This is a genomic window from Thermoleptolyngbya sp. M55_K2018_002 (genome assembly GCF_015295965.1).
In the GTDB taxonomy this organism is placed as follows: Bacteria; Cyanobacteriota; Cyanobacteriia; order Elainellales; family Elainellaceae; genus Thermoleptolyngbya; species Thermoleptolyngbya sichuanensis.
The window spans coordinates 1-23,150 of sequence record NZ_DVEA01000090.1; the positions used below are offsets into that span (position 1 = coordinate 1).

Here is a 23,150-nt window from a genome sequence, read left to right on the forward strand (position 1 = left end):
TTCAATGCTAGGACTGACGCAGTTTGGACGATTTCTCGCGGGCGCAGCCCGCGAGAAATCGTCCAAAACCCAGAAAACTTAATTGCAAGTGTGTAAGTCCTGAAATGCATTAAAAATTGCATTTGGAGTGGAGATTTGGAGTAGAGATTTGGAGCTTGTGCGATCGTGGGGGTAACATGGTTAGCTGACGGCAAACGGAAAGGCAGACATGCTTCTCTAAAGCAGCATGTTTGGATGCAGGGCGGGTCGGCTTATGATCATTGCGATCGCCAATCAGAAAGGCGGCGTTGCAAAAACCACGTCTACGATCGCGCTGGCGGGTCTGCTGGCGGAAGAAGGGCCATGCCTTGCGGTGGATCTCGACCCACAGGGCAACTTGTCTACGGGACTGGGCGTAGATGCGTCGTCGCTTCCTTACACGACCTACGACGTGATTACCGCGAAGGTTGGCATTACAGAGGCGATCGCCCCGACTCGGTTTGGACTCAGCCTGCTGGCCACCGACATTTCTCTGGTCAAAGCAGAAAAAGATTTGCTTTCCCAGCCCGATCGATTTTATGCCTTAAAATCGGCGCTGGAGCCTGCCAAATCTCAGTTCGAGCAAATTTTAATCGACTGTCCGCCCAGCCTGGGTCTGCTGACGCTGAATGCCCTGTCTGCTGCGGACTGGCTGCTGATTCCCGTGCAGTGTCAGTTTTTTGCCATTAAAGGGCTAGAGGGATTGCTGGAGACGATTGACTCAGTCAAGAGCCGCCTGAATCCGAATTTGCGGGTGCTGGGCGTGCTGCCGACGATGGCAGAAACAAACACAGTGATTACGCAGGACGTGCTAAAGCTGTTGCGATCGCAGCTTGAGGGTGTGCGCGTATTTGACCCCGTGCCCAAGTCGGTGCGCTTTCCAGAGTCCAACATGGCAGGGGAACCGATTCACGTCTTTACCCGCGAGTGGCGCGTAGTGCAGCCCTATCGCGAAGTGGTGCGCGAACTGCTGATGCTGGAGGAGGCGTAGCGCGTGGGCGTGTTTAGGCAGGCCTATGAATATGGAATGGCAAACGGGGACGCGCTGCTGAATGCGTTGCAGCAGCATTTGTGGCTGGTGGCGGTGCCGCTGGCGGTGGGGCTGCTGCTGGGCTTGCCGCTGGGGTTGTGGAGTGCGCGATCGCCCGCTGTCTCGGCTGTCCTGATCAATGGCTTCAACGCGCTGCGGGTGATTCCCAGTCTGGCGATTTTGTTTTTGGCGATTCCCTACTTTGGGCTGAGCTTTCAATCGGCGGCGATCGCCCTGACGCTGCTGGTGATGCCGCCAATTCTGATCAGCACGGATGTCGCCTTTCGCACTATTGACCCAATGATCCGCGAAGCTGCCCACGGCATGGGCATGAGTCCGGTACAGGTGTTGCGGCAGGTGGAGCTTCCCCTGGCGCTGCCCGTCATCATTGCGGGCATCAAAACGGCCCTGGTGGAGGTCATTGCCAGCGCAACGCTGGCGGCGTTTATCGGCGCGGGCGGGCTGGGAACGTTTATTGTGCGCGGCTTTGCGCTATACGACAGCGCCATCTTGCTGGTGGGCGCAGTTCCCGTGGCGCTGCTGGCGTTGGCGGCGGAACTGGGTATGAGCGCCCTGCAAAGGTCAGTGCAGCCCCCTACAAGCTGAATTTCTACAGACATTAGATCAGGCTTCTTCAGGGTTGAGCTGCATCATTTCCCAGGTGGTGTAAGTGCCGATGGGACTCCAGAGCAGGTACGGCAGCAGCAGCCAGGCCGCCGGACGCGACAGCGGCAGCAGCATGATAAAGAGGGCGATCGCCACCACCAGCCCCGCCGCACCCAGCCATAGCCCCACGCGAATTCGCCGTGCCCCCAGCATGAGAGGCGTGTAGAGCAGCGTAACCACCTCCAGCAGCAGGTAAGTCGCCATCAGCCCCCAGGTTCTAGACGTGCCCGGTTCTCGCTCCCAAATGATGTAGGCAGACCAGGCAGCGCAGGTAAAGACCGTCGTCCAAATCACCGGGATAAATTTCTCAAACGTGAGCCAGTCGGGCCGCCGTAGCCGCCGAAACCAGCCGCGCCCCCGCGAAGTGGTCACGCTGCCCAGCGCAAACGCCAGACCCAGCATCACCCCGCCAATCACCATCCAAGATCGAATCATGGGAACTTAGAGCGGAATTTAGAACCTAGGGGGAAATCGAGGCGATCGCCCCTCTCGCTGCTCATTCTAATAGGTTCTGCAACTTCCTCAAATCTGCCAATTGTCATAGAGTAGGCGCTGAAGATACCTAAGTCATAGGTTCATCATAGGATTTGGCAAGGAAAAACTATGCGTTATCCCAATGGGTAGACTATTGGATAGACTACGGAAAATGAGAGCTAGAGCTTGTATCAATCGATAGGCTCAGCAACCAGCTAAAAAATTGGCTAAAACTAACCCTCGCATTTCCTTCACAGATGCCCTGACTAAAGATGCCCAATCCGTCTCCATTTCCGTTACTCGATTAGAATCGTGGGCACACTAGGATCAGCTTACTCTTGATATGTAGGCTTGCAGAATATATAGGCTTGCAGATTGTCAGGGCTGTTTCTGCTAGCTCAGTCCGAACTGAGTCACTCGTGCTGACTTAAGCAACACATCTGAAACTTTGAGCACTAAGCAAAGCACTCAGGGATGCATTCGCCTTACAAAAAGCATCGCTAGTTTGTAGAAGCAACGCCTCAAAAGCAATATTTTCTCTATCTCTGCAATTGTCTGGATTTAGTCTGTTGTTGACCAATCTCGTCTGACCTGGATTCAGCCTGGAGGTTAGTGTGAGTCTCTTCGAGAAGATTCGAGGTGAGTTTGTAGACATCATCGAGTGGCTAGACTCTACCAACGACACAATGGTCTCGACACAATGGTCTATCGCTTTCAGCGATACAACAACGAAATCAAAATGGGGGCAAAGCTAACCGTGCGCCCTGGTCAAAAAGCGGTATTCGTCAACGAAGGTCGTATTGCTGACTGCTTTGGGCCTGGGATGTATACGCTGTCAACCCAAAATTTGCCCATTCTTACAACACTAATGGGTTAGCCCTATGCCTTCAACTCTCCATTCAAGGCAGAAGTATACTTCTTCAATACTCGAATTTTCACGAACCTCAAGTGGGGAACTTCTAATCCCATCATCCTCCGGGATGCCGAACTGGGCCCTGTTCGCCTACGGGCCTACGGCACCTATAATGTGCGGATTGTTCAGCCTGAAGTTCTGCTTCAAGAGTTGGTCAGCACGGATGGACTTTTCCAGGTGGATGAGGTCAGCGATCACATCCGCAACATGATTATGACCGCTTTTACCTCCTCATCGGAGCAGCCCAAGTCCCTCTATTCGATCTGGCATCTCGTTATCAGGGAGATCAGCAACACAATTCGCCAGAATATGCAGGCAGACGTGCAGCGGTTTGGTTTGGATCTGACGCAACTGCTTATTGAAAACATTTCGCTGCTGCCAGAGGTAGAAGCTGCGCTTGACAAGCGGGCTTCGATCGGGGTTTTGGGCAATATGCAGCAATATACCTAATATCAAGTTGCCAACTCTATTGAGCAGTCTGCCCAAAATCCGAGCGGTGGGAACTCTTTCTTGGAGTTGGGAGTGGGCTTGGCAATGGCGCAGCAGGTGACCAATGCGCTGAACCCCAACGCCGCTCAATCACAGCAGCCGCCAGCTGCCGCGCCTCAGCCAGCCACCTCGCCCGCAGCAGCACCGCCACCGCCACCTCAGCCGCAATGGTATTTGTCTCGAGACGGACAAACGTTTGGGCCGTTTCCAGTGAATCAGCTTCTTCAACAAGGGCTAACTGCTCAGACTTACGTATGGCGGTCAGGGATGAATGGCTGGCAGTTTGCAAATGCAGTTCCAGAACTGGCTGTCTTGCTGCCACCATCGCCTCCTCCTGTCCCGTAACCTGCGGGTTTTGCATGGTTTGTTCTGCATGGTTTGTTCCGGATGGTTCGCTCTGCATCGTTTGCTGTTGAAATGCTGTTAAGCAACGTCCAACGCAAGGGTTGCTCTACCTCTGAATCAAACTCTTAGCAAAAACTCCTATGACTATGCAGCGCCACTCCTCCAGTGAGTCACAGCTTTCCTGTCCGGGCTGCGGTGCGTCGCTAGAGTTTAATCCTAAAAGAGGACAGATGGAGTGTCCTTATTGTGGTCGGCGAGAGGCGATCGCCCGAAACCAGACCACTTCTCCCTACTGGCAGAGCAATCCTTTGAGGCGCACCTGAATGAAAAGCATACTCAACTGGCTGCTCTATCGCAGCAGGCAGTCGAAGTGCAGTGTCCAGGGTGCCGCGCTCGGTTTACGTTTGAGCCGCCGACCGTGGCGGGGAAATGTGCATTTTGCAACACCAATATCGTGGCGCAGCCCCGTACTGCTAGCCCGGTGGTCACTCCTGGCGGGGTGGTACCGTTCACGATTGGCCAAAGGCAGGCTCGAGAGAAAGTGAGCGAGTGGCTGCGCCAGCGCTGGTTTGCGCCACAGGGGTTGAAGCGCTTGTCCCAACACGCGGGGTTGCAGGGTATCTATTTGCCATTCTGAACCTATGATTGCAAAACCTGTAGTCAATATCGCGGGAAGCGGGGCGATCGCTACACAAGGACTGAAACTTACACCACGACTGATAATGATGGGAGAACCATTACGGACACTCGCGAAGTCGTAGAAACCTGTTGGACCCGTGTATCAGGGAGCGTGGACTATAACTTTGATGATGTTCTTGTAGCAGCGGCTGAATCAGTTGACCAAAATCACTTGCGAGCTGTTGAGGGATGGGATTTGTCTGAATTAGTGCCCTATATTAGTGCCCTATAACGCCTCTTACTTGTCAGGGTTCAAGGTACAGCGATATCAAATTAATCTCAAAGAGGGTTTTGAGCGGGCAAAGAAAAAGATGGAGATTGAAATTCGTAGGGCTGTAGAGTGCAAAATTGGCAGCGATGAACAGTGTATCGATTCCCTCTCCACCTCCTATAGCGACATTACCTTTAAGCACATCCTTCTGCCAGTATGGACGGGGGCCTACGAGTTCAAAGGACGGCGCTACACAATCGTGGTGAACGGTCAGTCTGGAAAGGTCTGTGGCGATCGCCCCTTCAGTTGGCTCCAGATTGCGCTAGCGATTCTCGTTGCAATTGTTGTACTCGGAGTTTTAGTCAGTGTTCTGTAGCTATAGGAGCAAGTGTCGGAACAGATACAAGCTGCCCGGTATAAGCTGTCTGGAAATTGCCCAGCTCCAAAGTAGCTGGTATTCCACCTTGTTGGCATCACCGCTGCAACGCAATTCCTCAAGCAGGATTTAGTGATGTATCAATAGCGTGCAGAGGGGAAGACCCGATGCCAGGAGCCATAGCCAGGGGAGGCGATCGCGCTCTATGGAACCTGCCAGGCTACCCTCGGCATCGGGCAACAGCGCCTCAATCCGCTCCGCCAGACGGCAGGGTGATGCGGCCTCGCCAAAAGCCGCGCACGGAAAGTCAACCTCTGTCAGCGGCGACCTCACCACCTGCACCAGCGACTCTGCTAGCAGCAGTGGGTCAACATGCTGAGCCGCCCAGCGATCGGCGCGGAGTTCTCGCAGTCGCAGCAGTTCTTGCCAGAGGGCTTCAGTGTGGGGAAGCCAGGCCGTAAGACCGCGCAGCCAGCCCAGCCAGAAAAACCAGAAGGTGTCGCGATAGTGGGTGTGAGCCTGCTCGTGGGCCAGCACAGCGGCAACTTGCTCGGCAGAGAGCGTTTCTAGCAACCCCCGGCTGACGACCAGTTCGGGTTGCCAAAAACCAACCTGCGCCGCAAACAGAGCGGGCGTATCGAGCAAACGAGCGGCAAGCCCGTGGGTTTCCACAAACGGCAGAGTTTGCAATGTGCGGCGCGATCGCCCCACCTGCCCGCCCAGCCGCAGCAGCATTCCGCCTGCAAGGGTCAAGCTGCCGACGGCTAGAACCCAGCCCAGAGAGCCGACGGACAGCCCCAGCATATGCCCCTCGCGGCCCATGCAAAAAACGGCGACGACCGTACACAGCAGCAGCAGCGGCGCAAATAGAAACGGCCCCAGCGCCGCAGTCCACCGATGGGCAGGCGCGACAGGACGGTGCTTAGCAATCAGGCGCGAGAGGATAGCCAGGGCGATCGCCGCCAAAATCAGCATCAGGTGCATGACTCCCCCTCCCGCTTTTGCCGTGCGGCCTTCAGCCGTTGAGTGATGGCATCCAACTGTTCCAGGCTGGCAACATCTAGGTCATCTGCAAAGGCCGCCACCACGTCGGGATTGCTGACGGACAGAAAGCGATGCAGATGCTCGTGTGCCTGGAGCATCTGCGCCTCCTCTCGCGACACCAGCGGCCGCCAGTGAAACGCCCGCCCGTGGCGATCGCACGCCAGCCAGCCCTTGCCCGTTAGCCGATTCAGCACCGTGGTCACAGATGCATAGGCCAACTCCCGATTTGGGTCTGCCAAGATGCGATCGTGTATCTCCTTAACCGTTGCCGATTCTAGCTGCCACAGGATTTCTAAGATCTCGCGCTCCAACGGCCCTAGAGAGAGATGACGGGGACGAGGTTCGGGTAATGCCATACGCACCTAAATTCAGAAGTCTAAATGTGCTGATGTCAAATGATTTTAAATACTGTCGAACGGTGTTGAACCAGAGTTGAGACGAATGCCGAAATGAGCTTGAAAAACACCTTTACCGTCCTCAGTTTAGCCTAAGAGGATGTTTCAAAAGTCCTACTGTTTGTAGCAAAGCGTGCAAGATCCCCCTACATCCCCCTTAAAAAGGGGAACTTTAAGGCGGTTTCCCCCCTTTTTAAGGGGGGCTAGCGGGGATCTCTGAGTGCTTAACATTACAGGCGATACCTTTTCAAACACCCTCTAAAACCAATCTCCGTTTTGTCAACGGGATGTCAGGACTTCGGCGCAGTATCGCTGCTGCAAATTTGCAGCAAATTAAGCCAAAGATGAGCTTGAAAACAGATATTTTTGGGAGGAGCTTTCGGAAGACAAGTGGTGGCTTGCGCTATTGATCTGAGGATAGTTGACAGAGTTTATTGCATAAACTTATAGCTTGTATAGGAATAGATAAACTCACTAAGAAAACTAAAAGAAGATTAAGTAATCTATTGAGCGGCAAGGAGTGTTTGTAAACTCTTGTAAAGGAGTGAACTGAACTATTGCAGGCAGTTTCAGCGCTGTGGCGATCGCTGTTGCAGTGCTGGATTCTGCTGAGTAAATGCCTATTATGGAACGAATGTCAGTTGAAACGCTTTTAGCGGAATATGCTGCAGGAAGACGCGATTTTAGCTATCTCGATTTAAGTCAATCTGACCTATTTGAATGCAATTTACAAGATATCAATCTTCAGGGCAGCAATCTCAGACAAGCTTATTTGGCCTATGCCAATCTCAGCCGCGCAAACTTGCAGGGAACTCAACTGCAAGCTGCGGAATTGGGTAATGCGCGGCTACAATCTGCCAACTTAAAACAGTCATCGCTCGATCGGGCAAACCTGTCGCGCAGCATTCTCTGCTACGCAGATTTGGCGGAGGCATCGCTCCAGGAAACCAATTTCCAAAGTGCTGACCTGCGCTACTCTAACCTGGCTGCGGCAAACTTGCAGGCGGCAAACCTAGTGGGGGCAGACCTCCAGCAAGCCAAGCTAGAGGGGGCGAATATTGGCCAATGTAATTTGTTTCGTGCCCAGTCGGCAGATCTAGATGGGGCGATCGCCGATAGAGGCACGATTTTTCCAGATGGGCATCGGGGGAGTGATGGATCGATGGGTTGATTGGAAGATTTCCAACCTGCATCACTCCCAGCCCTTCTAGAACAAATCTAAAACAAATCTAAATCGGTCACTGCACCCTTGCTGCTCGACGAAACCAGCGTGGCATATTTGGCCAAAACGCCTTTGGTATAGCGCGGCTTGGGCGGCTGCCACTGGGCGCGGCGCTGAGCCAATTCCTCATCGGAGACGTTGAGTTGCAGCAGGCGAGCGTCTGCATCGATGGTAATGCTGTCACCTTCCTGCACTAGGGCGATCGTGCCGCCGACATAGGCTTCGGGGGCGACGTGGCCGACCACCATGCCGTAGGTGCCGCCGGAGAAGCGTCCGTCGGTGATCAGCCCTACAGAATCACCAAGTCCTGCGCCAATAATGGCAGACGTGGGAGCCAGCATTTCCCGCATTCCGGGACCGCCTTTCGGCCCTTCATAGCGAATCACCAGGACATCGCCTGGATTAATTTTGTTGGCCAAGATCGCGTCCAGACACTCCTCTTCAGAGTTATACACGCGGGCAGGGCCGGTGATTTTGGGCTGCTTGACCCCGGTGATTTTGGCGACTGCCCCTTCGGTAGCCAAATTGCCCTTGAGGATGGCCAGGTGTCCGGCAGCGTACATGGGGTTGCTCCAAGGGCGAATCACGTCCTGATCGGGGCGCGGCTCATCGGGAATATCCCTCAGACGCTCGGCAATGGTTTCGCCTGTAACGGTGATGCAGTCGCCGTGCAGCAGTCCGTGATTCAGCAGCATTTTCATGACCTGGGGAATGCCGCCGGCCTGGTGCAGATCGGTGGCCACGTAGCGGCCAGAGGGCTTCAGATCACACAGCACGGGCACGCGCTGTCGGATGCGCTCGAAGTCGTCGAGCGTCCACTCGACCCCGGCAGAATGGGCGATCGCCAAAAAGTGCAGCACCGCATTGGTGGAACCGCCCACGGCCATCACCACCGAAATCGCATTTTCGATGGACTTTCGGGTAATAATATCTCGCGGGCGCAGGTTCTTGCGAATCGCCTCCACTAACACTTTGCCGGCCAGTTCTGTGTTCTCTGCCTTTTCGGGATCAACCGCCGACATGGTGGAGGAATACATCAGGCTCATGCCCATCGCCTCAAAGGCCGACGACATGGTGTTGGCTGTATACATGCCACCGCAGGAACCTGCACCAGGACAGGCGTTGCGCTCCACCGACATCAGCCGCACCTCGTCGATACGTCCGGCGCTATACTGCCCCACCGCTTCAAAGGCGCTGACAACCGTTAAATCTTCTCCTTCCAAATGTCCCGGCTTGATCGTGCCGCCGTAGACAAACACAGCAGGAATATTCATGCGGGCCATGGCGATCATGGCACCGGGCATGTTCTTGTCGCAGCCGCCGATCGCCAGCACGCCGTCCATGCTCTGAGCGTTGCAGGCGGTTTCGATCGAGTCGGCAATTACATCCCGCGATACCAGGGAGTATTTCATGCCCTCAGTGCCCATCGAGATGCCGTCGCTGACGGTAATCGTGCCGAACAGTTGCGGCATTCCCCCCGCTGCCCGAATGCCTGCCTCTGCTTTGGCTGCCAGCGGCGCAATGCCCATGTTGCAGGGGGTAATCGTGCTGTGGGCGCTGGCAACCCCCACAATCGGCTTGTTGAAATCGTCGTCGGAAAACCCGACCGCCCGCAGCATTGCCCGATTGGGGCTGCGCTGCACACCTTGCGTAATCACCTGACTTCTGAGGGTTTCAGACATTCAACTGGTTCCTTAAGACTTCAAAACAGTTCGGTAACGTCAACTCCGTTGATGTGGGGTTTATTTTTGTAGAAGCCCCACAGCGCAAGGCTTCCACAGAAATATTCAACCTTGTAATGAACCGGAGTTGATATAAAACCATTCGGTATGAGGCGACACCGGAACTTTTATTTTCCCAAACCAAGGGACAGTTTTGGCGGAAGATCCGCATCTCCCTGACAACAGAATGCAGAAGAATGCAGATTCTCGGCTGCTGGCGGGCACTCTAAGAGAATCAGTTCCCTGAATAGCCTGCTCAGCAGTTCATGCTAATCCGCTGGCTCCAGTCACCGATGGGCGATCGCCCGACCCACCCGCCTGCCTACTGCTATGATGTTAACCTTCATGAACGTTGATGAACTCCTGAGCCACTATGAAGCAGGGGCAAGAGATTTTCGCGAAGCCAAACTCAGTCAGTTCAACCTGAGCGATCGCGATTTGCAGGGCATCAACCTGCGGCGGGCAAACCTCAGCGGCGCAAATCTACGGGGTGCAAACCTGCGGATGGCAAATCTGCGAGAGGCAAATCTTGCTGGGGCCGATCTTCGAGGCGCAGATTTGACAATTGCCAACTTAATTGGCGCAGAGTTATATCAGGCGGATTTGAGCAAAGCGACATTGACCGATGCCGGCCTGCGGAGCGCAAAACTCACAGAGGCAACCTTGGTTCAAGCCGTGCTGATAGGCGCAAACCTAGCAGAGGCGCTGCTAGATCGAGCCAATCTGACCGAGGCCAACCTGAACGATGCCAGCCTCAACCGGGCGAAACTGATTGCGGCCAACCTGACTCGCGCTACGCTGGAAAATGCGAATCTAACCAATGCTATTTTGAACGAGTCGCTCATGGAGCGGGCAAACCTGACGGGGGCTATTTTGCACGGAGCCAGCCTAGAAGAAGCCGACCTGCACGGAGCCGAGCTAAGCCGCACCCGCCTCAGCAGTGCCAACCTGATCAACGCCAGCCTCAGCCAGGCGAATGTGCGCGGCGCAAACCTGAGCTGGAGTTCGCTGCGGGGCGCAAATTTGTGCAAAGCGAACCTGTATCGCGCAAAGCTAAACTGGGCGAATCTGAGCGAAACGAATTTGAACGAGGCGATGCTGATCAGCGCAACTGTGTTGCAAACCAATTTCCAAAACGCCAATTTGCGCGGGGCGATTATGCCCGATGGTTCATCACATAGTTAGGAACTAACTTGAGCTGCTTCGCAACGCCAGCGCGAGATGAGTTTGAGGTTAGAAAGAAACTGGTAGGACTTACGCATTACGCAGTTGGACGATTTCTCGCGGACGCAGCCTGCGAGAAATCGTCCAAAACCCAGAAAACTTATCGCAAGTGGTCAGTCCTGACTAGCAACAAACAAGGAGCAACCCTGGGCGATCGCTCCTTGTTTCAAGGCTTTAATGTAAGTTTCAAGGCTTTGACGGGACAGATGCAGATCAGGTAATCACAAACTCCGGCGTGCGCTGCTCGGTCAGGCTGCTAATGATTTGCCGCAGTTCGGCGATCGCCTGGAGTTGATAGTCGCTGGTCTCCTGAAACTGGTTCAGAATCTGCCCAATTAACTCCAGCTTCTCGCGGATACCGCCCGCGCCACCCTGAGCCAGGGCCAGCGCCTCCTGGTAGGCATTCACTTTGCCCCACTGCTCGCCCACAGCGGCTTTCTGTGCTAGCACCTGCTGCTCTAGTTCCATCGCCCGATTCCAGCGATCTTCCTGCGCCTGAGATTGCTGATCGACTGACTGCTGAGCCTGTTCGACGGCGGCTTGCAGTTCTTGCACTTGGGCTTCTGCCTGCTGAAGCTGGGCTGCTAGCTCCTGGCGCAGGGTCTCAAGCTGTGTCAAAACGGGCGCAATATCGACAGTCTCTTCTGATGCGTCCGCGGTCGCTCGTCCCTGGCGCTTGTCCAGCACAGTCTGATGCTGTTTTAATACGGCCTGGCGCTCTTGCAGGTTGCGGCGCTGTCCGACCAGCGTCTCCTCCAGCATCCGGTAGCGATCTTGCTCGTCGGTGAGTTCTGCTTCCAGGCGCAGGCGATCGTACTCGCTGGCTTGCTGGATCTGCTGCTGCAAGTTTTGCATTTCCTCTTGCTGTGCCGTTAGCTCCTCTTCCTGGCTATTGACAAAGCGAGACATTTTTTCCAAGTCGTTGGTCAGGTCGCGGACGATGTTTTCCAGTTCCTCAATAGGCATGGATTCCAGACCGCTGACATCGACCTTTGCGCCGACGGTAAAGCGATCCGACACATCGGCGAGCTGGCAAAACTGCTGGTGCAGGCTGTCCTGCTGTTGCAGTTGGGTGTTGAGGCTTTGCACCTGCTCTTGTTTGAGTTCGAGCGATCGCCGCAAAGCTGCCAGTTCATCCCGCGCCTGATCCAAACCCGCTTTCGACTGTTGCCACTCTTGCCAGAGGGCTTGCACCTGCTGCACCTGCTGATCGAGCGCGTCCTGCGCCTGTTGAGCGGCGTTGCGCTGTTCGTCCAGCATTTGATAGTGCTGATCGAGCGTGGTTTGCTGCTGATTTAGCAGGTCAAAGGAGGTCGTCACCTGCTCTCGGGCTGCTTCGGTCGGGGCGATCGCCCCTGCCAGTCGGTTCAGCAATTCTTGCAGTTCCTGGGCTTTTGCATCATCCAGCACGGCCGCTTGGGTGAATTGTGCCTTTTGCTCATCTAGCCGGCCCATCTCGCCCCGAAGCTGGGCCCAAGCTCCTTCTAGCTCCTGGTTTTTACGGTCAAATTCTGCCTTCAGAGCCTCGACTTCCTGCCGCTTGCTTTCAATCTCTTGGCGTTGCTGCTCCAGTCGCTCAAAGTCTTCCTCCATTTCCTGAAGCTGCTCCTGTCGGGCTTCCATCTCCATTTCCCGACGGTTTAGCTCTTGGCTTTGGTAGGTCAGCGATTCTTTCCACTGCTGAATTTCTTCTTCCTGGGTTTTGTAGCGCTCCTGCGCCCGCGAAAAGTTTTGCAAAATCGCAACCAATTGGCGACCCGCTTCGGCGTGGCGCTGCACCTGCTTAGTGCCGCTTAGTTCCACCATCACCAACACGCCGGCCCCATAGGTCACGTCGTCGGGCGCAGGGATGACCTCTTCACCCGGCACCGCGCTCCAGCTATTTTCAGAGCGCTGGCAGGCAAGCAGCCGCAGCTCAGCCTTACTGCTGCCGATAACTCTGCTTTTTCTCTGTACTTCCGCTAAATACAGCACGCCAGTCGTCCCCTTACTTGTATCGTCTACGGTTTGGTTTACATCAGGCAGTTGCCAGCAGTGGCAAGATCAAAACCCGTCAAGATGATGATTGGGTTTATGTTGGGCGATTCACTCAAATGAGAGCGCTACAGCGTATAAGTAGTTACACAATATGAGCCTAATAATATGAACCTAAGGCGGACTGAAGCGACTAGGCTGGGATGCAGTAGCGGGCGATCGCCCCGTCCAAAAGACAAAGACCAGGAAAAATCTCGCCCGATGGGGCAGCATATCGAACCTGAAACGCCAGAGAGCTTGCCGAACAAACCGCTCGTCCGGTTTAGCACCCACCCGCCCGCCAGCCATTGCTCTAGGTGGATCTAACAAGATAAGACGGCTGTTTCCATCCCTATTTCCATCAAATGTAGCATCATCATATCTCCCCTGAAGTTCGATTCTAGTTTGCAATCCAGAAAATGCAAGCAAAAAATGCAATCAAAACTGAGTGGGTCAGTTCAACCCGCTCCTCTACTGCGCTCAGACTCTATGGCTCAGACTCTATACAGAGAAATGAGAACAGGGACTCCATAGGGACTCCGGAGAAGAACTCTAGCCGACCCTCACCGAGGACTGAACCCCAGAGCGCTGCAAATTCAGCGAGAGGAACCCGGCAAAACCCGCCCCCCTTAGAACAAGCCCACCAAAACAGACCCAACAAGCCAAACTCTGGCAAATTTGGCAAACCTGGCGGATTTATCCCATCCCAACTGACTATATCGGAGTTATGGACTGGGCATTCTTCGGTGAGGCTGGGCTGAGCTAGCTGGATCGCTGGGATATCTGGCGATCGCCCCAACGCCTATCCGGGCTTGTGCCTATAGGACTTGCTCTAAAATCTAGCTTCCCTGCCTCCCTCTATTGCTCCTTGCCCTCGGCGCAAAGCCTGAATTCCTGATAGTCTAGAGTGCCCAAGTCAGGGCTGGATTAACGCCTCCGGACAAAATCTAAGCGAGTCAGCACAGCCCAGAATTCGGCAGCATCACCCGCTAGCAGCGCCAAGATAGCAGCGCCAAGATACTGGAACAATACAGACATTCGCCGGATATTCTGGGGTTTGTCTACTTTGACAGGCAATTGGGGAATCATACTGGATGACAAAGGCAGAAAAACATTGGGCATCATGTCAGAATTGACTTTCAACGGTTGACCCAGGCCCACCTCAGCGCCTGCCCAAAGCCGCGAACCGCCCGCAGCAGACCAGCCCAAGCCCAGCACTGACCTTGAGGGGGTGATTTGGCGATATGCAGGGGAACTTGAATGAAATTGATATCCGCAGCATTCTCCAGCTTGTGGAACTGGGTCAGCGCACGGGCGAACTGTTTGTAGAGTCCTACGGGCTGGGTGGAATGCTGCCAGGAGGCGACACAAATACTGCGCCAATCGTCCTGCGAAACCGTCTCGCCAAGACCACACCCTCGCAGTCCTGGTTTGTCTTTTTTCTAAATGGTCAAATCATCTACGCAGGCGATGCCCGCAGCGATTTGTCTCGCCTGCGCGATTACCTCCGTCGCTATCAGTTGGAAGCATCGCTGAATGGGGTAGACACTGGAGGGGCGATCGCCACTACTAACACCCCCGAATATGGACACCTCTGGGCCCTGCTGGAGCAGCGCATCCTCACCCCCGCCCAGGCCCGCAGCATCATCCACAGCATGGTGCGCGAAACCCTGTTTGACCTGCTCAGCCTGCACCAAGGTAGCTTCATCTTTGAAATCGGTTCTCCCCTCGCCCCCCAACTCACCACGCTGGAAATTGGCCCACTACTTGCCCGCATCATGACTCAGGTACAGTCCTGGAAAAAGTTTCACCCTCATATTCAATCCCCCGATCAGGGGCTGGTTGTGGTCGATGGCGATCGCCTCCGCGACTCCGCAAAAGAAACCACCATCGCCGCCCTCAGCGACTGGATGGACGGACAAACCTCCATCCGGCAAATCTCTCGCTACCTCAACCGTGACCTCATCACCGTCGCCAAAGCCCTCTACCCCTACATCAAGCAAGGCATCGTCCAGCTTGCCACCCCAACCCCCAACACCCTGCCCACAAAGCCCAAGCCCACCATTCAAACCCCCGTCCCCCGCATCGTCTGCATCGATGACGGCACCTCCATCCGCAAAGCCATTGAGTCTATCCTCCGCAGCCACGGCTACGAAGCCACCTCCATCGGCAACCCCCTCAAGGCCCTCAGCCTGGTCTTTCAGCTCAAGCCCGACCTCATCCTGTGCGACATTTCCATGCCCGAACTGGATGGCTATGAAATCTGCGCCATGCTCCGCACCTCCACCGCCTTCCGGCAAACCCCAATCATCATGCTCACCGGACGCGACGGCTTTATCGATCGCGTCAAAGCACGCATCGTCGGCGCAACCGACTACCTCACAAAACCCTTCGGCGAACAAGAACTACTCACACTGGTCGAAACCTACATTGGCCCAGGGCTAGAAAACCCGCCCAACGTTGAAAGACTCCTGGCAGAAGACTTAGAAAATGCGTTAGAACTTGATATCAAACCACCCCCCACCGATGCTTCTTCATTCCCACCCCATCCTGCTTAACCCGGCACAGGAGCCTGCAAAACATCCGCCAAGCAGAGGTTTGCCAATATTTGCCAATGTAGTTTGATGTTTTGTCAAAATTCTGCCAACACAGAGGTCAGGTGTTTTGCAAATGCCAACCTTCGCTATCTTTAAAGGGCACCGCAATAAAAGGGCATTATTTTTATTAGTAAGTTTCCTAGTAGGCTTCTAGAATCCACTCAGTGTTTACCCCAGCGGTTTTCGCGAAATCAACACTATGGTTGCAAAGTAAGGCGTTATGAGTAGAGTTTTGGTTGTAGAAGACAGCGTGACCCAGCGGGAAATGATTACTGACCTGCTAAAAGGCAGCGGACTCGATGTTACCGTAGCTAGCGATGGTGTAGAAGCGCTAGAACAAATAGAAGGTCATAGCCCTGACCTAGTGGTTCTCGACATCGTAATGCCCCGCATGAACGGATACGAGGTCTGCCGACAAATTAAAGCCAATCCCAAAACTCAAAACATCCCCGTTGTGATGTGTTCCTCTAAGGGGGAAGAATTCGATCGCTATTGGGGCATGAAGCAGGGTGCAGATGCGTATATTGCAAAGCCGTTCCAACCAACCGAGCTAGTGGGCACGGTCAAGCAATTGCTGCGGGGATAGCTCAGATGAACCAGGTAAAGATAGGTTAATCGTCCATGATAGGCAATCCAGATTTTTTCACAGGCAGAGGGCAGGATCAGGTCGCAGAGTTTCAGGAGCTAGACAGTCCTGAAGGAGAACTACACCTGCGATTTTTTATGACTTCGGGTGACGAGTTTGCCCTGCCTGCGGTAGGAATCAAAGAAGTGATTGCTTCTCCGCCCGATCGCATCACGCCCATTCCGAATGTCTCTCCCCTGCTGTTGGGTACTCTAAACGTGCGAGGGCGCGTTGTTTGGGTTGCCGATCTAGGTCAGTTTCTGGGAGACTCCGCGCCACTGAGTACCGATCGCTCAGAAATCTACGTTATCGCGGTTGAAGACCAAGACACCATGTTGGGGTTGGCCGTTGACCTGATTAACGGCATGGACTGGCTTCCCCTTGACGACATTCAGGTGCCAACCAACCTGCCCGACGGCATGGCTCCATTTATTCGAGGCGAATGGGCCGTTGGAGACGCTCAAGATCGCCATTTAAGACTGCTAGATCAAGTCGCAATTCTGAGGTCGGCCCGATGGGCTGCTTGACTCAGCTTCAATCAGTTCGATAACTCACTCGAAAACCCATTAGACCGAGGCACATTCGGAGACGCGCACAGGCTTAAGGAGAAGGCACATGGGATCAAGCACTGGATACGCACAGGAATATCAGCAGGCTGAAAGAGCCTATATGCAAGGAAAATACGACGATGCAGCAGCGGTGATCGATCGCCTTGTAGAAGACTATCCCGATGACCCCAATGTGCGGCTGTTGCGCGGACATATCTACTGCTACGGCCTCCAGCAATACGACATTGCGCGTGAACAGTATCAGTCAGTGCTGGCGCTGACCAACGACCCAGAGTATGTGGATTATGCCAACAGTGGGTTAGAAACGATTCAGCAATTTAGCGATGCTGGTGCGACGGTTGCCCCAGATGCCGGATTTGACGACATTGACGGTGATTTTGTTAGCACAACTGACTCCCAAACTTACTTTGAAGAAGGTGGCGATCTAGGCGACTTGGATAATGCTTTTAGCTTCGATGGACTGGACTTCAATGGTGCAGAAGACCCATTTGCCGGCCCTGAAGCGATTCCGTCGCCCTTTGACAACCCATTCGCAGGCGACAACGCAGGCGGCGGTCTTGGGTCGAACGACCCCTTTGCGGCATCAGACGATCCCTTGGCTGGGCTGGCGAGTCCGGCAGATGCAGGGTTAGGGCAGCCATCGCCCTATGTCTTTGATGATCCCGAACAGTCGATGGAGAACTTTGCAGCGGCTCGATTCGACGATCCGGCGGCGGATGCAGAGCTATCTTTTGATTCGGGGTTAGAGGACGAGGTGTTTGAATCTTTTCCATCGCCTTCTGCCAGCGGCGGTTTTGCTATGCCTGCTGAATCGACTGGGGAAGAGACTCTATTCATGATGTCGGATGAATTTGAAGCCTTGTCGTCTGAAGAAGATGGTGAAGCAACGTTTGGGCATGGTCAGCCGCAAGAGGATGACCCGTATGCTGCCCCAGATTATGGAAAGCCAGATTACGGGGCATCAGGTTATAGCGCATTGAACCATAACCCATCGGACTATGGCATGTCAGATTATGGTACGCCAGGTTATGCTTCTCCGTCCCATGAGACAAATGGCTACCCGATGCCGAGCTATGGCAATGGCAGCAGTAGTTTCTCGGCAGATTTGGATGACCATACCTTTGTGGACAGTGGCAATAGCTATGCGCTGGACGACCTGGATAGCCTGGACGATTTCTCAACCAGCGAAGACCCCCACAGCGGCAGATCGGTTGGAGGGGCGGATTTTCTGGATGAGTTTGAAGAGTTCGATGATTTGGGTAGCCTGCCCGATTTCGATATGTCTGACCATTCGGCTGGCTTTACGAGTCCTTCGGTCGGCGGCGAAAGCTTTTTGGTTTCCGGGCGTGCGGCCATGGTGTCCAGTGAGAGTGGGTTTGACTTGACTGACGGGGGAGCCGATCAGTCGGTGATTCGAGAAGACGAAATCTTCAGCTTTTCTGGTGTATCGGATGCGCTGCCGACCTTTACTCAGGGCGATGGCCGGAGTGTGGAGGCTGAGGTGGCTGAGCAGCAGGGCTGGCTAGCTCCCTTGGCAAACGCGCCGCTCGACAGCAAGAAGTGGCTGATTGGCTTGGCGACGGGTATTACATCGGCGATCGCCGTGGCGACGATCGGCTTCCTGGCATCCAACTTTCTAGTGCCCGAAGAAGACCGCCCGACCATTATTCCAGCAAGTCAAAAGATGGGGCTGGTGATGGCGGTGGCGGCGGGTCTGGTTGGTGGCGGTACGGCAACGGCTCTGAGTGCCGCGTCAAATCGTCAAATCAAGCGCTCGGTGAGCGATTTGCAGGCGCAGTTCAGCGCTGTGTCGCAAGGCAATCTGAACGCTCGTGCAACGGTTTACTCCGAAGATGAACTGGGCCAACTCTCGTCTGGGTTTAACCAGATGGCGCGGGTGATTTTGACGACCACTAGCGAAGCCCAGCGCAAAGCGGAGGAGCAGGAGCAAGCGAAGGAAGACCTGCAACGTCAGGTGATTCGCCTGCTGGATGATGTGGAAGGCGCGGCACGGGGCGACCTGACGGTGCAGGCAGAGGTGACCGCAGACGTGCTAGGTGCAGTTGCTGACTCGTTTAACCTGACCATTCAAAACCTGCGAGAAATCGTGCAGCAGGTGAAGCAGGCGGCGCGGCAGGTGACTAAGGGATCTACCGAGAATGAGATTTTTGCGCGATCGCTCTCTTCTGATGCCTTGCGGCAGGCGGAAGAGCTAGCCGTCACGCTGAACTCTGTGCAAATGATGACCGACTCGATTCAGCGGGTGGCAGAGAGCGCCCGCGAAGCCGAAGAGGTGGCTCGTTCTGCCTCTACTACTGCACTCAAGGGCGGAGAAGCGGTGGAGCGCACCGTATCCGGCATTCTAGAAATCCGCGAAACAGTGGCAGAAACGACTCGCAAGGTGAAACGTCTGGCAGAATCGTCCCAGGAAATCTCCAAGATTGTGGCTCTGATTTCCTCCATCGCTTCTCGCACCAACCTGCTGGCACTGAACGCCAGTATCGAGGCGGCGCGGGCAGGCGAAGCAGGACGCGGATTCGCAATCGTGGCAGACGAGGTGCGCCAGCTTGCCGACCGAGCCGCAAAAGCATCGAAGGAAATTGAGCAAATCGTGCTGCAAATTCAAAGCGAGACTGGCTCGGTGATGACCGCGATGGAAGAGGGTACGCAGCAGGTGATCGAGGGCACCCGGCTGGCAGAACAGGCAAAGCGATCGCTCGAAGACATCATTCAGGTGTCGAACCGCATCGACGTACTGGTGCGCTCCATTACCACCGACACCATCGAGCAAACCGAAACCTCCCGCGCCGTGGCTCAGGTGATGCAATCGGTGGAATTGACTGCCCAAGAAACCTCTCAAGAAGCACAGCGCGTGTCGGGTTCGCTGCAAAACTTGGTGGGCGTTGCCCGCGACCTGCTGAACTCGGTGGAACGGTTCCGCGTTGAAAAGTAGTGTCTTCTGCGTCTTCTTGACTGGCTTTCTCAGCATTTGATGGAGCTTTGGATGGATTCGGGTACATTAGGTTAGATTTTGAGGGGATACGCCCTCTTGCATTTTGAACCGCTCACCCCATCTTCAGTTCGCGCATTTCCCCCATTTAAAAGGAACACCGCTATGCTGTCGGAACAACAACAGCGCATCCTGGGCTACTTCATTGAAGAAGCAAAAGACCACCTGAACACCATCGAGCAGGGGTTGCTGAATCTGCAAGCCACCATCGAAGACTCGGAGATGGTCAGCGAGGTGTTTCGGGCGGCGCACTCGGTCAAGGGTGGCGCGGCAATGTTGGGGCTGGACAGCATTCAAAACACGTCCCACCGCCTGGAGGACTACTTCAAGGTGCTGAAAGAGTGTCCGGTGCGGGTTGACCAAACTCTAGAAACTTTGCTGCTAGGCGTATTTGACGCGCTGCGAGAACTGTTGGATCACCTCCAGGGTCCCTTTGGGTTGACCGATGACAAATCTGCCGAGGTGATGGCTGGGGTGGAGCCAATCTTTGGGCAGATTAACGAACATTTGTCTCGGTTGGTGGCTCAGTCGGGTGGCACGCCACCGGAGGATGTGGAGCTATCGGTTCCTGCTGCCAAGGCAACGCCTGCCCCTGCCCCACAGCCTGCGATCGCCGAGGAAAGCGCCCTGCTCCTGATGTTCCAGAGCGATGTGCCCGCTCGCCTGCGAGAAATGCTGCAACTCTTCAAGCAGGCAGACAGCGACGCTACTCGTCAACAGCTTCAATCCCTCTGTCGCACGCTGAGTGGCTACGGCGATCCGTTTGACTTGCCTGCCTGGGCGGAACTGCTCTCTCTGGCAGAAAGGGCGATCGCCCATCCCGACAACGAGTTTCGCACCCTTGCACCCGTCATCATCAAAGACATCAAGCAGGCGCAGGAACAGGTGCTAGCGAGTCGCGCTGCCGACATCACGCCCAGCGAAGCCCTACTCCAACTCCAGCCCAGCGACGATGACCTGCTGCTGGAACCTGCTGCCGACTGGCTATCGGTGCCGCCAACCACCGATGGCGGCGTGGATGCAGCCGAATTTGGCTTGCCCGATGCCGAAGTGCTGGATGTACCCAACGCGCCTCTAGATCTCGATCCGCTGGGCTTTGATGCGGCGTTTAGTGCGGCAGCAGATGGGCAGGCAGGATCGGGCGATCGCACGAACGATTTTGAACGGTCATTTGACACTGCTGACACTGCCGATTTTGACTTGCCGGATACATCCGCTTCGGATGCACCAGACCTCTTCGCTTCAATGGATGACAGCGCCTTGGGCCTGGATGCGCTGGATGGGCCGAGCGGCTTAGAGGAACTAGATTTTGCCGCAGCCGATGATCCTACAGGGGATGATCAAAACGGGCCAGAAGTCGGCATCGCAGAACTCAACAGTCTGGCCGACCTATTTGAAAACGAAGCCCCTGACTTAGGAATCATCTGGCAGGAAGAAATCTTGTCAGAAGTCGAGGTGGAGCTACCAGAACCGCTAGAGCCTGACCCCACTAGCGACTTCTCGGACTTGCTGTTTGGGCAAGACACTGCTGGCGAACTGAGCGACTTAGAACTAGAACTAGAGGGCGGGCTAGAATCCTACGGCGCTGGGGACGATTCCGGCAGTTTTGAAAGCGCGGCCGACGATTCAGACGACGATATTTCTGCAATTCTGAATGCTGCGGCAAACAGCGCGGCTCAGATAGAGGACTCCTCAGAGGCTCTGTTTGGAGCGCAGCCAGAACCGCAATTTACCGATCCTGATGCATCTGCAATGACCGGAGAGGCATCTCTGGATGATCTGCTGGATGGCGACCTATTTGCTGAAGAGTCTCCAGTGCCAGACTTTTTTGGACTAGACGATTCGGATAATGGCTTGCTGGAAGAACTCACTGGCGGGCTAGAAGACAGCTTCTTGGGCTTGCCTGAAGTATCAGAACCCGACCAGCAGTTGGACGCATTAGACGACTTCTTTGCAGATTTGGGCAGCGATTTGGAGCCAGAAGCGCTAGCCGAAGTCAGTGAAGACGCTGAGGCTGGGATGGATTCGGCAATCCTGTCTGAGCCGCCCACAGCAGAGGTGGTTGAGGATGCATCGGATGTATTAGATGCATCGGATGTATTGTCTAATGCATTGATTGAGAATCCACCTGCTGCCGAAGATCTGTTGGCGATGGACAGTTCTGATCTGAGCGACCCTGAAATGGGTCTCGACTTGGAGGATGATTCCCAGAAAGACGCTGCTTCTCAGCCAACGTCCTGGCTAGATGCGCTGGATTCTGAAGATGGGCTGGCGGCGCTGACTCCGGCTCCAGCGATGTGGGATGTGGAGTCCGATCAGGATGTGACGGCTGATTTGTGGGGCGCTGAGCCATCGGCCCAAGCGATTTGGGACAGCCTGGATGATCTGCCGGAAGAGGAAGCACCTCAACCCTCTTCAGCAATCAATCCAACGGCTGACCCAGACGTGCTGGAGGTCGAAGATCTGGGGGGCTTTGACCTGAGCGATGCAGACGTAGACCTCCTAGAAGAGCCTGCTGCTAGCGCTGATCTCGATGCGACCGAAGACGTTTCTGCACCAGAAGATGAGTTGGCCCTAACCGATCTGGGACTGGACGAAGCTCCGGGCACGGAGGCTTTGGACGGAGACGAACTGTTTTCGGGGGTAGATGCCGAAGCCGCTGACAGTCTGGATGCCTTGCTGGAAGAGTCGCAACTAGAGGAGCCGCAGTTAGAAGATCTGCAAGAGTTGCAGACAAGCGCAGAACTTGCAGCAGAACTTGCAATTGAAGAGTCGATCGACGACGGAACCATCGCTTCCGCTGAGGAGCCTCCAGTAGAAGAACTTTCAGTAGAGGAGCTTTCAGTAGAGGAACTTTCAGTAGAAGAACCGCTGATCTCCAGCAAGCCCTTGGAGGCGATCGCCCCCAATCCCGAAGCTGCGGCGGCCGTAGCCGACTTTGGCGATCTGGATTTGCTGTTGGGCAATGCCGACGAAACCGTCGCGCCAGATTTTGGGCTTGACCTCAGCGAAGCCAGCCTGTTTGAAAACGCATCAGACCCCAACAGCGATTTTGCCGACTTGGAAGACCTGCTGGCAGATTCCAGCCCGGTCAACGAGGACAGCGTTGGGGATGAAGCAGATGCCTTTGCCGATTTGGATGCTCTGCTAGAAGAAGAAATGGCAACAACTGCTTCTGAAACGCCTATTTCAGGCTTTGGCGTGGAAGAGGCGGACGACTTTGCGGATTTGGAAGCGCTCCTCGACGGAGATGTAACTTCTGTTCCGCCTACTGCTCCTCCAATTCCCAGCGAGGACGAGGCAGATGAGTTTGAGGACTTGGAACGGCTGCTAGAAAACGCCGACCAAACCCTGTCCGACATTCCCACGATGCGGGCGGCTCGAAATGCTGCCGCAGCCCGCCGGCCCGCAACGCGCCGCAACGCCCCCACCCTGACTGACCAAACCATGCGCGTGTCAGTCAAAAACCTGGACAACCTCAACAACCTAGTGGGTGAACTGGTCGTCAACCGCAACAGCCTAGAACAAGC

Annotated in this window: 18 protein-coding genes and 1 pseudogene; 13 read left to right on the forward strand and 6 right to left on the reverse strand. The window is 54.9% G+C overall.

Annotated elements, in window-relative coordinates; all coding sequences use genetic code 11:
* The first annotated feature begins 226 nt into the window (after window positions 1–226).
* Both IGS51_RS04505 and IGS51_RS04510 read left to right on the forward strand, forming a co-directional pair.
* On the forward strand, window positions 227–1,009 hold the full coding sequence (locus IGS51_RS04505) for a ParA family protein (protein ID WP_297076468.1): 783 nt from the start codon (window positions 227–229) through the stop codon (window positions 1,007–1,009).
* A 36-nt stretch (window positions 1,010–1,045) separates the two neighbouring features.
* On the forward strand, window positions 1,046–1,654 hold the full coding sequence (locus IGS51_RS04510) for an ABC transporter permease (protein ID WP_367279256.1): 609 nt from the start codon (window positions 1,046–1,048) through the stop codon (window positions 1,652–1,654).
* A gap of 18 nt (window positions 1,655–1,672) precedes the next feature.
* Here IGS51_RS04510 and IGS51_RS04515 read toward each other — a convergent pair whose 3' ends face one another.
* The gene (locus IGS51_RS04515; protein ID WP_297076475.1) at window positions 1,673–2,149 is read right to left on the reverse strand and encodes a TspO/MBR family protein; all 477 of its coding nucleotides are present in this window, start codon (window positions 2,147–2,149) and stop codon (window positions 1,673–1,675) included.
* A gap of 778 nt (window positions 2,150–2,927) precedes the next feature.
* Here IGS51_RS04515 and IGS51_RS04520 point away from each other — a divergent pair.
* The 4 genes and pseudogenes from IGS51_RS04520 (at window position 2,928) to IGS51_RS04535 (ending at window position 5,200) form a co-directional block, all read left to right on the forward strand.
* A pseudogene (locus tag IGS51_RS04520) lies at window positions 2,928–3,551 on the forward strand (SPFH domain-containing protein).
* A gap of 84 nt (window positions 3,552–3,635) precedes the next feature.
* The gene (locus tag IGS51_RS04525) at window positions 3,636–3,935 is read left to right on the forward strand and encodes a DUF4339 domain-containing protein (RefSeq protein WP_297076511.1); all 300 of its coding nucleotides are present in this window, start codon (window positions 3,636–3,638) and stop codon (window positions 3,933–3,935) included.
* Window positions 3,936–4,170: 235 nt separating this feature from the next.
* Window positions 4,171–4,572 (forward strand): hypothetical protein, encoded by a 402-nt coding sequence (locus tag IGS51_RS04530; RefSeq protein WP_297076478.1) that lies wholly within the window; start codon window positions 4,171–4,173, stop codon window positions 4,570–4,572.
* Window positions 4,573–4,924: 352 nt separating this feature from the next.
* The gene (locus IGS51_RS04535; protein ID WP_297076481.1) at window positions 4,925–5,200 is read left to right on the forward strand and encodes a hypothetical protein; all 276 of its coding nucleotides are present in this window, start codon (window positions 4,925–4,927) and stop codon (window positions 5,198–5,200) included.
* A 129-nt stretch (window positions 5,201–5,329) separates the two neighbouring features.
* On the opposite strand, the gene IGS51_RS04540 is transcribed toward IGS51_RS04535, so the two are convergent.
* Both IGS51_RS04540 and IGS51_RS04545 read right to left on the reverse strand, forming a co-directional pair.
* Entirely contained in the window at window positions 5,330–6,184 is an 855-nt protein-coding gene (locus IGS51_RS04540; RefSeq protein WP_297076484.1) for a M56 family metallopeptidase, read from the reverse strand.
* A complete protein-coding gene (locus IGS51_RS04545; protein WP_297076486.1) occupies window positions 6,175–6,600 on the reverse strand; it encodes a BlaI/MecI/CopY family transcriptional regulator in 426 nt (141 codons plus the stop codon). Before IGS51_RS04545 ends, IGS51_RS04540 begins: the two co-directional genes overlap by 10 nt.
* Window positions 6,601–7,273: 673 nt before the next feature.
* Here IGS51_RS04545 and IGS51_RS04550 point away from each other — a divergent pair.
* A complete protein-coding gene (locus IGS51_RS04550; RefSeq protein WP_205370729.1) occupies window positions 7,274–7,810 on the forward strand; it encodes a pentapeptide repeat-containing protein in 537 nt (178 codons plus the stop codon).
* A gap of 47 nt (window positions 7,811–7,857) precedes the next feature.
* On the opposite strand, the gene ilvD is transcribed toward IGS51_RS04550, so the two are convergent.
* Window positions 7,858–9,543, reverse strand: coding sequence for a dihydroxy-acid dehydratase (gene ilvD, locus IGS51_RS04555; protein ID WP_172354593.1), 1,686 nt, complete (start codon window positions 9,541–9,543; stop codon window positions 7,858–7,860).
* Between the two features lie 369 nt (window positions 9,544–9,912).
* Here ilvD and IGS51_RS04560 point away from each other — a divergent pair, with 369 nt between their 5' ends.
* The gene (locus tag IGS51_RS04560) at window positions 9,913–10,767 is read left to right on the forward strand and encodes a pentapeptide repeat-containing protein (RefSeq protein WP_297076493.1); all 855 of its coding nucleotides are present in this window, start codon (window positions 9,913–9,915) and stop codon (window positions 10,765–10,767) included.
* 252 nt (window positions 10,768–11,019) lie between these two features.
* Here IGS51_RS04560 and hmpF read toward each other — a convergent pair whose 3' ends face one another.
* Both hmpF and IGS51_RS04570 read right to left on the reverse strand, forming a co-directional pair.
* Window positions 11,020–12,780 (reverse strand): pilus motility taxis protein HmpF, encoded by a 1,761-nt coding sequence (hmpF, locus tag IGS51_RS04565; RefSeq protein WP_297076495.1) that lies wholly within the window; start codon window positions 12,778–12,780, stop codon window positions 11,020–11,022.
* A 174-nt stretch (window positions 12,781–12,954) separates the two neighbouring features.
* Window positions 12,955–13,128, reverse strand: a complete 174-nt coding sequence (locus IGS51_RS04570; RefSeq protein ID WP_297076500.1) for a hypothetical protein — start codon at window positions 13,126–13,128, stop codon at window positions 12,955–12,957.
* Window positions 13,129–14,063: 935 nt separating this feature from the next.
* On the opposite strand from IGS51_RS04570, the gene IGS51_RS04575 reads away from it, so the two are divergent.
* The 5 genes from IGS51_RS04575 to IGS51_RS04595 all read left to right on the forward strand — a co-directional run.
* Complete coding sequence (locus tag IGS51_RS04575; RefSeq protein WP_297076502.1) at window positions 14,064–15,377, forward strand: response regulator; 1,314 nt, start codon at window positions 14,064–14,066, stop codon at window positions 15,375–15,377.
* Between the two features lie 259 nt (window positions 15,378–15,636).
* The gene (locus IGS51_RS04580; RefSeq protein WP_068508027.1) at window positions 15,637–16,002 is read left to right on the forward strand and encodes a response regulator; all 366 of its coding nucleotides are present in this window, start codon (window positions 15,637–15,639) and stop codon (window positions 16,000–16,002) included.
* A gap of 35 nt (window positions 16,003–16,037) precedes the next feature.
* The gene (locus IGS51_RS04585) at window positions 16,038–16,568 is read left to right on the forward strand and encodes a chemotaxis protein CheW (RefSeq protein WP_068508029.1); all 531 of its coding nucleotides are present in this window, start codon (window positions 16,038–16,040) and stop codon (window positions 16,566–16,568) included.
* Between the two features lie 88 nt (window positions 16,569–16,656).
* A complete protein-coding gene (locus IGS51_RS04590; protein ID WP_297076508.1) occupies window positions 16,657–19,563 on the forward strand; it encodes a methyl-accepting chemotaxis protein in 2,907 nt (968 codons plus the stop codon).
* Between the two features lie 162 nt (window positions 19,564–19,725).
* Window positions 19,726–23,150 (forward strand): Hpt domain-containing protein (locus IGS51_RS04595; RefSeq protein ID WP_297076510.1); only part of this gene is annotated, 3,425 nt, incomplete at its 3' end.